The organism is Modestobacter sp. SYSU DS0290 (genome assembly GCF_054050955.1).
This window is the reverse complement of the sequence record NZ_JBJHAI010000039.1, coordinates 1-10044: the sequence shown is the minus strand read 5'-3', so window position 1 is coordinate 10044 and position 10044 is coordinate 1. Positions and strand designations below refer to the sequence as shown.

Here is a 10044-nt window from a genome sequence, read left to right as displayed (position 1 = left end):
GGGGGGGGGGGTGGGTGGGGTGGTGGTGGGCGGGGTGTGTGTGGGGGGGGGGGGGGGGGGGGGGGGGGGCGCCCCCCCCCCCCCCCCCCCCCCCCTTCTCCGTCCGGCCCGGTCAGCCGCCCAGCCGCAGCCCGTCGGCGGTGCTGAACAGGTGGGTGTGCCCGGGCTCGGGCCGGACGTGGACGGTCGAGCCCCGCGCCGGGGTCTGCCGGCCGTCCACCCGGACGACCACCTCGTGCCGGTCCCCCGCGAGCTCGGTGTGCCCGTAGACGAAGCCGTCCGCGCCGAGCTCCTCGACGACGTCGACGGAGACGGGGAGACCGCGGTCACCGACCACCAGGTCCTCCGGCCGGACGCCGACCAGGACCCGTTCGCTGCTCGTGCGCCCGAGCGTGGTGCGCTCCACGGGCAGGACGGCGTCGCCGAACAGCACTCCCCCGTCGACCACCGGCAGCTCCAGCAGGTTCATCGCCGGGGACCCGATGAAGCCGGCCACGAAGGCGTTCACCGGCCGGTCGTACAGCTCCCGCGGACTGCCGGCCTGCTGCAGGACGCCGTCCTTCAGCACCGCGACCCGGTCGCCCATGGTCATCGCCTCGACCTGGTCGTGGGTGACGTAGACGGTGGTGATGCCCAGCCGGCGCTGCAGCGCCGCGATCTGGGTGCGGGTCTGCACCCGCAGCTTGGCGTCGAGGTTGGACAGCGGCTCGTCCATCAGGAACACCTGCGGGTTGCGCACGATCGCCCGCCCCATCGCCACCCGCTGCCGCTGACCACCGGACAGCGCCTTCGGCTTGCGGTCCAGGTACGGCTCCAGGTCCAGGATCCTGGCCGCCTCCCGCACCCGGGTGGCGCGCTCGTCCTTCGGCACGCCGGCGATCTTCAGCGCGAAGCCCATGTTCTCCCCGACGCTCATGTGCGGGTAGAGGGCGTAGTTCTGGAAGACCATCGCGATGTCCCGGTCCTTGGGCGCGACGTCGGTGACGTCCTTCCCGCCGATCCGGATCGCGCCGCCGTCGACCTCCTCGAGGCCGGCGAGCATCCGCAGCGAGGTCGACTTGCCACAGCCGGACGGGCCGACCAGGACCAGGAACTCGCCGTCCTCGATCGCCAGGTCGAGCTGGTCGACGGCCGGCTTCTCCCCACCCGGGTACAGCCGGGTCGCCTTGTCGTAGACCACGGTCGCCATCGTCAACGTCCTTCCTGGTGTCCACCGGGCGGGACCTCCGCGCCGGTGCGGGGAGCCCCCGCCGGGTGCAGCGAGTGGACCGGGCTCATCGGTCGGCCCAGTCCGGTGGGACGTCGGCGGTGAGGCGGTGGCGCCCCGGACCGACCTCCCGCGGTTCCTGCAGCGGCAGCTCGATGCCGGCCGTGACGCCCGTGGGCACCTCGACCTCGACCTCGAGACGGCCGTCGGTCCAGTGCCACTCGATCGCGACGGGGCCGTACGGCGAGTGGTGCCGCGCCCGCGCCCAGGTCAGGCCGCCACCGGGCTGCGGCCGGAACTGCACCCGTCGGTAGCCCGGCTCGGCCGGAGCGATCCCGGCGACGGTGCGGTGCAGCCAGTCGGCGACCGCGCCGAGCGCGTAGTGGTTGAAGGAGGTCATGTCGCCGGGGTTGACCGAGCCGTCGGGCAGCAGGCTGTCCCAGCGCTCCCAGATGGTGGTGCCGCCCTGGCGGACGGTGTACAGCCAGGAGGGCAGCTCCTCGCAGAGCAGCAGGTCGTAGGCGGTCGGCAGCTGGCCGGTGCGGGTGAGCGCCTCGGTCACCAGCGGGGTGCCGGCGAACCCGGTGGCGATGCGGTTGCCCGCGGTCCGCACCAGGTGGGCCAGGCGCGCGCCGGCGGCCGCCCGGTGCTCCGGCCGCAGCAGGCCGAAGCAGATGGCCAGCGCATGGGCGGCCTGGGTGTCGCTGGTCAGCCGCCCGTCGGCGGTGACGTACCGGCCTCGGAACGCGCCGCGGACCTCCTCGGCCAGCACGCCGTAGCGCTCGGCGTCCGCGGTCTCACCGAGCACGTCCGCCGTGCGGGCCAGGTGCTCGGCCGACCAGGCGAAGTAGGCGGTGGCCACCAGGTGGGGGTCGGTCACCGAGGCCGTCGGGTCCTCCGGAGGTGCGGCCGGGTCCAGCCAGTCACCCAGCTGGAACCCGCGGTCCCAGACCCGCCCCGGGCCGGCGAGCCGGTCCACCAGGTCGACCCAGGCCCGCGCCCCCGGGTACTGGTCGCGCAGCACCTGCCGGTCGCCGAAGCGCTCGTAGAGCACCCAGGGCGTGAGCACCGCGGCGTCGCCCCACACGGCGCCGGGCCGGGGTGGGGACCAGATCGGTCCGCCGGGCACGTAGGGCACGTACCAGGGGACCGTCCCGTCGGGCAGCTGCTCGGCGGCGAGGTCCCGGAGCCAGGACCGGAGCATGCCGCTGCAGTCGTAGAGGAAGGCGGCGGTCGGGGCGAACACCTGGATGTCGCCGGTCCACCCGAGGCGCTCGTCCCGCTGCGGGCAGTCCGTCGGCAGGTGCACGAAGTTGCCCCGCATGCTCCAGACCACGTTCTCGTGCAACCGCGTCACCAGCGGGTCGGAGCACTCGAACCAACCGGTGCGCGCCATGTCGGTGTGGTGCACCCGTGCGGTCACCGCGCCGGGGTCGAGTTCACCCGGCCAGCCGCTCACCTCCGCGTACCGGAAACCGTGCAGGGTGAACCGCGGCTCCCACTCCTCCACGCCCTCCCCGGTCAGCACGTACTCGTCGACCGAGGGCGCCCCGCGCAGCGGTCGGGTGCACAGGCGGCCGTCCTCCAGCACCTCGGCGTGCCGCAGGCGCACCACGGTGCCGCGGGGGCCGCGCACCCGCAGGCGCAGCCGGCCGACCAGGTTCTGCCCGAAGTCGAGCAGCGAGGTGCCAGGCTCCAGCGGCGTCACCGCCACCGGCGCCAGCTCCTCGGTGCACCGCACCGGCGGGCCCTCCGGGGCGACCAGGGTCGCCGGGTCGCGGGGTGACACGTCGGTGGCCGGCCGCCAGTCGCCGGCCGGCGTCCCGGGGGACGACCAGCCGTCGACCTCCGCGCGGGCGTCGTGCCGCTCGCCGGCGTAGAAGCTGGCCGACGTGGTCGGCGCGGGCAGAGCGCGCCAGCCCTCCGGACCGGAGGCCACCACCGCGGTGGACCCGTCGGCATGGCGCAGTTCCAGCTGGCAGAGCACGGCGACCCGGTCGCCGTAGACCTCCCGCGTGCCGCCGTCGAACCCGACCAGCCCGCGGTACCAGCCGTCGGCCAGCCGCACGCCCAGCACGTTCGGCCCCGGCCGCAGGAGACCGGTCACGTCGTGGGTCGCGTAACGCAGCCGGTGGGCGTAGGAGGTCCAGCCGGGGGCGAGCACGTCCTCCCCCACGGCCGCCCCGTTGACCTCGGCCTCGGCGACGCCGTGCGCCGTCAGGTACAGCCGGGCGCTGACGACGTCGTCCCGGACGTCGAACTCCCGGCGGAGCAGCCACACGCCGTCCGGCGCCGTGCCGGGGCCCGGACCGATCGCGACCGCCGACCAGTCCTCCGGCGCGAGCAGGCCCGCCTCGACGACGGTCGGCTCCGACCAGCCGGACTCCGTGCCGTCGGCCCCGCACACCCGGATCCGGACCTCGGCCCGCTCCCGGGAGCGCAGCGGCTGCCCGGGCCACGGGACCAGCAGCGAGTCACTGCCGGGGAGCCAGCCGGTCGTCGTGGTGGAGCCGGTTCGCCCGACCGCCACCTCGTACCCGGCCTGCACCCAGTCCGGCCCGGCCACGGTGGTCCAGCTCAGCCGGGGAGCCGGCTCACCGATGCCCAGCGCGTCCCGGTGGTGCTCGACGGCGACCCGTTCGACCCGCGGCGCCGGCTGCGCGTCCGACGCCGCGGTGCCGCCGACCTGCTCGACCTCAGCCCTTGACCGCACCGGCTGCCATCCCGCGCATGACGCGCTGGTTCAGGAACAGGTAGATCGCCAGGATGACCAGCACGTTGATGCAGATGGCGGCGAACGTCGGCCCGTACTGCACCACCCCGAACTCGCCGGTGAAGTTGAGCAGGCCGGCCTGGACCGTGCGCAGCTCGTCCCGCGTGGTGAAGGTGAGCGCGATGAGCAGGTCGTTCCACAGGAAGAAGAACTGCACCAGCGCGATGGTGAAGATCGCGTTCTTCATCATCGGGAAGGCGATCGAGCGCAGCGAGCGGATCATGCTGGCCCCGTCGAGGGTCGCCGCCTCGAAGACCTCGCGCGGGATGGCCCGGAAGTAGGTGGCCATGAGGAACACCGTCAGCGGCAGGCCGGCGGCCGTGTAGGTGATGATCAACGGCCACAGCGTCTGGGTGAGGCCGGCCTGGAAGTACACGGTGAACAGCGGCAGCAGGATCATCTGCCAGGGCACCATGATCCCGATCAGGAACGTCAGCAGGACTGTGCTGCGCCCCTTCCAGACCATCACCTCGAGGGCGAAGCCGGCGGCCGTGCCGATCACCAGCATCACCAGCAGCGCCGGGAAGACCGCGATCGCCGAGTTCAGAAGGTACTGGCTGACGCTGCCCCAGGCGGCGCCGAAGTTCTCCAGGTTGGTGAAGTCCTCGGGCAGCGCCCAGGTGGGCGAGTTGAGGAACTCGTCCTGGGTCTTGAAGGCCCCCAGGACCAGCCAGACCAGCGGGTAGACCACGCTGATCAGCAGCAGGGCCACCACGGTGTACAGCGGCAGCTTGCGGAGTGCGCGCATCGGCCGCCGGCGGCGCCGCGGCCGGGGGGCCCGGCGCTCCCCGGTGGGGAGGTCGGCGTGCGCGGCGGCGACGGGGGTCGCGGGAGTCGTCGTCATGATCAGCCCTGGGTCAGGTCGCGCCGCGACGTCTTGAAGATCAGCAGCGTCACGAGGAGGGACAGCACGGTCAGCGCGAGGGCGATCGTCGCCCCGTAGCCGTAGTCGCCGGACGCGAAGGACGTGCGGTACATCGCCAGCGTCAGCGGCGTCGTCGCCGTCCCCGGACCTCCGCCGGTGAGGGCGTAGATGGAGTCGAAGACCTTGAGCGTCCCGTTGATGCTGAAGATCAGCGAGGAGACCAGCACCGGGAAGGAGAGCGGGATGACGACGCTGCGGACCAGCTGCCAGCCCGACGCGCCGTCCAGCCGCGCGGCCTCCAGCACCTCGTCGGGGATGTCGATGAGGCCGGCGTACAGCAGGACGGCGTAGAAGCCCATCGACCGCCAGATGTCCATGATCGCCAGCACGAGGAAGGCGTTGCCCGGGTCGCCCAGCCAGTTGACCGAGTCCAACCCGATGCCGTTGAGCAGCGCGTTGACCGGTCCGGTCTGGGGCGCCACCTCGAACAGCTTCTGGAAGAGCAGCGCGACGGCGACCGTCGGCATCACGACGGGGAAGAACACCAGCGTGCGCACCAGCGCCGACGCCCGCTTCAGCACGAACACGTACAGCAGGGCCAGCACGTACCCGAACAGCACCTGCCCGACGGTGATCACGACGGCGTACTTGACCGTGAACCAGAGCGCGTCGGCGATCTTCGGGTCGCTGAAGAGCCGGCTGAAGTTGTCCAGTCCGGCGAACTGGAAGCCGGAGATCACGCTGCCGTCGAAGACGGTGTAGCCCAGGGACCACACCATCGGGACCAGCATGATCAGCGTGTACACGGCCAGGGCCGGTGCCAGCAGCAGCAGGATCGTGCGCCTGTCGCCGAGCACTTCCTTCACGAGGGGTCCGCCTTCCGAGGTGGTTCAGGACGTGCGAGACCCGGTGCGGGCGAGGCCGTGCCCGCCCGCACCGGGTGCGGTGGTCAGCCCAGCTCTGCGGCGACGGCGGCCATGAAGTCCTCGCCGCTCATCTGGCCCGAGCCCAGCAGGCCGGCGTTCTGCTGGCTGGCCGTGGTCGCCGAGGCCGGGAACAGCGCCTCGAACCACAGCACGCTCTCGTCGGTGGCCGCGATCTGGTCCTGCACCAGCCCGGTCAGCGGGGGCACCTCGACCTCCTCGCTCAGCTCGAGCCCGGTGATCTGCCCGTGGTCACGCAGCGCCACGGTGCCGTAGTTCGCGGCGATGCACTCGACCCAGGCTTGGGCCTGCTCGTCCTCGGCGACCGAGGAGGACAGCACGATCGACGTGCCCAGGTTGGTGGGCGTCTGGTCGCTGTCCCCCGCGCCACCGGAGACCTCGGGGAACGGCAGGAAGCCGATGGCGTCCTCCCCGATCTGGTTGGCCTCCGGGTCGTTGAAGTCCGACAGCGCCCAGGAGCCCATGTACATGAAGGCAGCGCCGCCGGTCAGGAACGTGTTGATCGCCGTGGCGTAGTCGATCGAGGTCGGTGCGGGACCGAAGTAGCCGGCCTCGCCGAGCTCGGCGATGGCGTCGGCCGCCGCGACGTACTCCGGGTCGGTCAGGCTGGCCTCGCCGTCGGCGATCGCCCGCATCGCCTCCGGACCGATCGTGCGGAACAGGTAGGCACCGACCCAGCGGCTGACCCCCCAGCCGTCACCGCCGGCACCGGCGTTGGAGATCGGCTGGACGCCGGCGGCCTTCAGCGTCTCGAACGCGGCGACCAGCTCCTCCCAGGTCTGCGGGACGGCGATGCCGTTGGCCTCCAGGATCTCCTTGTTGAACCAGATGCCCTCGATGTTGAGCTCGACCGGGAGGACGAGCTGGTCGCCGAAGATCTGGTCGGCCGCGGACTGGGCCGCCGGCACGATGGCGTCGGCGGCGTCCGAGCCGGACAGCACGTCCGCCACGTTGCTGACCTGGTCGTTGTCGGCCAGCTCGCGGATCAGGTCCGGGGTGTTGGCCGGGAAGAGGTCCGGCAGCGCGTCCTGGCCGGCCAGCAGCTGGATCTGCTGGTCGACGCTCTCCTGGGCCTGCTCGGTGATGTCCAGCGCCTGCGCCTCGTTCGCCGTGGCGCACTGGTCCTCGCTGAGCGTCGTGAGCACCGAGTCCTGGGTGGTGTTCTCGTTCAGCGACATCATCGTGAAGCCGTCGTCGGAGGAGCCGCCGCCTCCCTCTCCCCCACCGCCGCACGCTGCGAGGGCGAGGGACACCGTGAGGGCACACGCCATCCGCGGGGCCCATGTCCGGCCAGTCGACTTCATCGTCACCAGTCCTCCTGAGAGCTTGAATTGAAGCGCTTCAATCGCGGTGGAAAAGTAGCGCGGCACACATCGCACGGTCAACCGTCCGACACCGGACCGTGACCGCACCGCAACCTGCCCCGCCGGCGCAGCCCCGGCCGGCACGTGCGGATCGGCGTCCGGCTGTGGGAGCTGGGGTCCCGCGCCTCCCCACCGTCTCCCTCCGCGACGCGGCCACGCCCTTCCTCGAGGACGTGCGCGCCGTCCTCGGCCACCACGTCCAGCTGGGCGTCCTGGACGCCGACGACGTGCTGTTCGTCGAACGGCTCAGCGCCCGCGACGCCGTCATCAACTTCTCGCAGATCGCCGGCCCGCTCCGGCCCGTCACGCCACGGGGGTTCGACTCGCCGGCGGCGCTGCGCAGCAGCGCCCTGGCGGAGGCGCGCCGACGCCAGTCCGCGGTCCTCGACGGCCACCAGCACCCCGACGCCACCGGCGTGGCGGTGCCGGTCCGCGACAGCCGCGGCGAGGTGGTCGCGGCGCTGTCGGTGGTGGTCCCCAACGACGGCCGGGGCGCAGGTCGTGCCGCTGCTGCACACGGCGGCGCGCGGCATCACCCGGGCCCTCCGGACCGCCGACCCGGCGGCCCGGCGCACTGACCCCCCGGTCACCTCCCGAAAGACACGCCCCTCCGCCTGAGTGCCCGGCTCGCACACTGCTTCGCAACCGGCTCGCTTTCGAATGGCTCCTAGCAGACTTTCGTTACCTTTTCGTGCTTTGTCGCTCGCTTGCCCTTCTGCTTAGTTCTGCGGCGCGGGTCACATCGGACCGCACCACTGACAACGCAGTCGGCGGGAGGCGAGGCGCTCGTGGACGAGATCACCCGGTCCGAGGCGATCCTGTCCCGGCTCGAGGCGGACGGCCGGGTCGTCGTCCGCACGCTCGCCAGCCAGCTCGGCGTCTCGACCGTGACGATCCGCAAGGACCTCGAGGCGCTCGAGCAGCGCTCCGCCCTGCGGCGCGTCCGCGGCGGTGCGGTCGCCGCGCGCTCCGCCGACGAGGGCACGTTCGACACCCGGCTGCGGCTGCACCGGGCGGAGAAGGAGGCCATCGCCGACGCGGTCGCCCCACTCGTGCGCGACGGCGACGTCATCGCCCTGGACTCCTCCACGACCTGCCATTACCTGGCCGGCCAGCTGCTGGACCGGCGGGGCCTGGTGGTCGTCACCAACAGCCTGCCGATCGCCACCCTGCTCTGCGAACGCACCGACGCCAACGTGCTGCTGCCGGGCGGGGTGGTCCGCCGCTCCGCGCGGTCCCTGGTCGGCCTGGTCGGCGACGTGCTGGCCGGCCGCGGCCGGATCGACCGCGGGTTCCTCAGCGGCCACAGCATCACCGCCCACCACGGACTGCTCGACCTCGCCGGCGAGGAGGCCCAGGCCAAGCGGTACCTGGCCAGCTCCTGCCGTGAGGTCTACGGCCTGCTGGACTCGTCGAAGTTCGGCGGCTTCTCCATCCACCCGTGCGTCCCCATCGACCGGCTCACCGCCGTCTACACCGACTCCGGCGTGGACCCCGCGGCCGCAGCGGCGATCTCCGCCGCGGGCACCCGGGTGCACGTCGTGGACCTGGAGGACCGGTCGTGACCCGGCCACCGGCGACGCCGGTCGAGCCGGCCGACCGACCCCGGCGACCGGGTGGCCACCGGCCGACCCGTCCCGTCCGGGCCCTGCCCGGAACCCGCTCCCGAACCCGGGACGCGGGCCCACCGCGGGTACGCCCGCCTCACGATGGAGTGAGCATGAGAGCACACCGGTACACGTCCCTCGCGGCCGGACTCGCCGCGGCGTCCCTGGTGCTGACCGGCTGCGGCCAGGGCAGCGGCGGCTCGGCCGGCGGCGGGGACGGGGGCGACGGCGGCGGGAGCGACACCCCCACCGTGGCCTTCGTGCCCAAGCTGCAGGGCATCCCCTACTTCGAGGCCATGAACACCGGCGGCCAGCAGGCCTGCGAGGAGCTGGGCTGCGAGTGGCTGTACCAGGGCCCGGTGGAGGCCGACGCCGCGGCCCAGGCCGACATCGTCCGGTCCTTCATCCAGCAGGGCGTCGACGTCCTGTTCGTGGCGCCCAACGACCCGGACTCGATGGCCCCGCTGCTCCAGCAGGCCGCCGACGCCGGCATCGCCGTGGGCACCACCGACACCGACGCCCCGAACTCGGTGCGCCAGGTGTTCGTCCAGCAGGCCTCCGACGAGGGGATCGGCCAGACGCTGACCGACCAGCTCATGCAGGCCATGGGCGGCGCGGGCCGCTACGCCATCGTCTCCTGCGGTGAGACGGCGGAGAACCTGAACTCCTGGATCGAGGTGCAGCGCGCCTACACGTCGTCCGAGTACCCCGACGCGGAGATCACCGACGTCGTCTACGCCGGTGAGGACCAGTCGGTGGCCACCCAGATGGCGACCGACCTGATGAACTCCGACCCGACCCTGACCGGCCTGGTCGGGGAGTGCACCTCCTCCGCGCCCGGCGTGGCGCAGGCGGTCCGCGACGCCGGCCGGATCGGCCAGGTCTTCACCGTCGGGCTGGGCACCCCCAACTCGATGGCGCCCTACCTGGCCGACGGCTCCTCCTCGGCCAGCGTGCTGTGGGACGTGGAGAACCTCGGCTACCTGACGGCGTGGGCGGGGACCCAGCTGGCCGCCGGTGAGGACTTCGCCGCCTCCCCCGAGGTCGGCGGCGACATCTCCGGCGTGAGCTACGACGACAGCTCGAAGGTGCTGCTGCTCGGTGACCCGCTGGTGCTCACCAGCGAGAACGTCGACGAGTTCGACTACTGATCCTCCGGGATCACCCCGGGGGGGGGGGGGGGGGGGGGGGGGGGGGGGGGGGGGGGGGGGGGGGGGGGGGGGGGGGGGGGGGGGGGGGGCGGGGGCGCGGGGCACGCCGCGCGCGGGCCCCGGGGCGGGGGGG

General features: G+C 73.0%; 8 protein-coding genes. 3 read left to right on the top strand and 5 right to left on the bottom strand.

Annotated elements, in window-relative coordinates; translation table 11 throughout:
- Nucleotides 1–112: 112 nt before the first annotated feature.
- From ACI795_RS19285 to ACI795_RS19265, 5 genes are all read right to left on the bottom strand, one after another.
- Nucleotides 113–1189, bottom strand: coding sequence for an ABC transporter ATP-binding protein (locus tag ACI795_RS19285; RefSeq protein WP_457077277.1), 1077 nt, complete (start codon nucleotides 1187–1189; stop codon nucleotides 113–115).
- Between the two features lie 85 nt (nucleotides 1190–1274).
- Nucleotides 1275–3920 carry a family 78 glycoside hydrolase catalytic domain gene (locus ACI795_RS19280; protein WP_457077276.1) on the bottom strand — a complete coding sequence of 882 codons (2646 nt, stop codon included), beginning with the start codon at nucleotides 3918–3920 and terminating at the stop codon, nucleotides 1275–1277.
- The gene (locus tag ACI795_RS19275) at nucleotides 3904–4824 is read right to left on the bottom strand and encodes a carbohydrate ABC transporter permease (protein ID WP_457077275.1); all 921 of its coding nucleotides are present in this window, start codon (nucleotides 4822–4824) and stop codon (nucleotides 3904–3906) included. The genes ACI795_RS19280 and ACI795_RS19275 overlap by 17 nt, the downstream gene beginning before the upstream one ends.
- 2 nt (nucleotides 4825–4826) lie before the next feature.
- On the bottom strand, nucleotides 4827–5711 hold the full coding sequence (locus ACI795_RS19270) for a carbohydrate ABC transporter permease (protein WP_457077274.1): 885 nt from the start codon (nucleotides 5709–5711) through the stop codon (nucleotides 4827–4829).
- Nucleotides 5712–5794: 83 nt separating this feature from the next.
- On the bottom strand, nucleotides 5795–6970 hold the full coding sequence (locus tag ACI795_RS19265; protein ID WP_457077273.1) for an ABC transporter substrate-binding protein: 1176 nt from the start codon (nucleotides 6968–6970) through the stop codon (nucleotides 5795–5797).
- A 287-nt stretch (nucleotides 6971–7257) separates the two neighbouring features.
- Between ACI795_RS19265 and ACI795_RS19260 the strand changes: the two genes are divergently transcribed.
- From ACI795_RS19260 to ACI795_RS19250, 3 genes are all read left to right on the top strand, one after another.
- Nucleotides 7258–7731: an IclR family transcriptional regulator domain-containing protein gene (locus tag ACI795_RS19260; RefSeq protein ID WP_457077272.1), complete on the top strand. Its 474-nt coding sequence runs from the start codon at nucleotides 7258–7260 to the stop codon at nucleotides 7729–7731.
- Between the two features lie 210 nt (nucleotides 7732–7941).
- Complete coding sequence (locus ACI795_RS19255) at nucleotides 7942–8718, top strand: DeoR/GlpR family DNA-binding transcription regulator (protein ID WP_457077271.1); 777 nt, start codon at nucleotides 7942–7944, stop codon at nucleotides 8716–8718.
- A 155-nt stretch (nucleotides 8719–8873) separates the two neighbouring features.
- Nucleotides 8874–9911, top strand: coding sequence for an autoinducer 2 ABC transporter substrate-binding protein (locus ACI795_RS19250; RefSeq protein WP_457077270.1), 1038 nt, complete (start codon nucleotides 8874–8876; stop codon nucleotides 9909–9911).
- Nucleotides 9912–10044: the final 133 nt, after the last annotated feature.

Coding starts and splice junctions, on each gene's coding strand:
- ACI795_RS19275 (WP_457077275.1), bottom strand. CDS start 4,824: ATGACGACGACTCCCGCGACCCCCGTCGCCGCCGCGCACGCCGACCTC.
- ACI795_RS19250 (WP_457077270.1), top strand. CDS start 8,874: ATGAGAGCACACCGGTACACGTCCCTCGCGGCCGGACTCGCCGCGGCG.
- ACI795_RS19265 (WP_457077273.1), bottom strand. CDS start 6,970: ATGATGTCGCTGAACGAGAACACCACCCAGGACTCGGTGCTCACGACG.
- ACI795_RS19285 (WP_457077277.1), bottom strand. CDS start 1,189: ATGGCGACCGTGGTCTACGACAAGGCGACCCGGCTGTACCCGGGTGGG.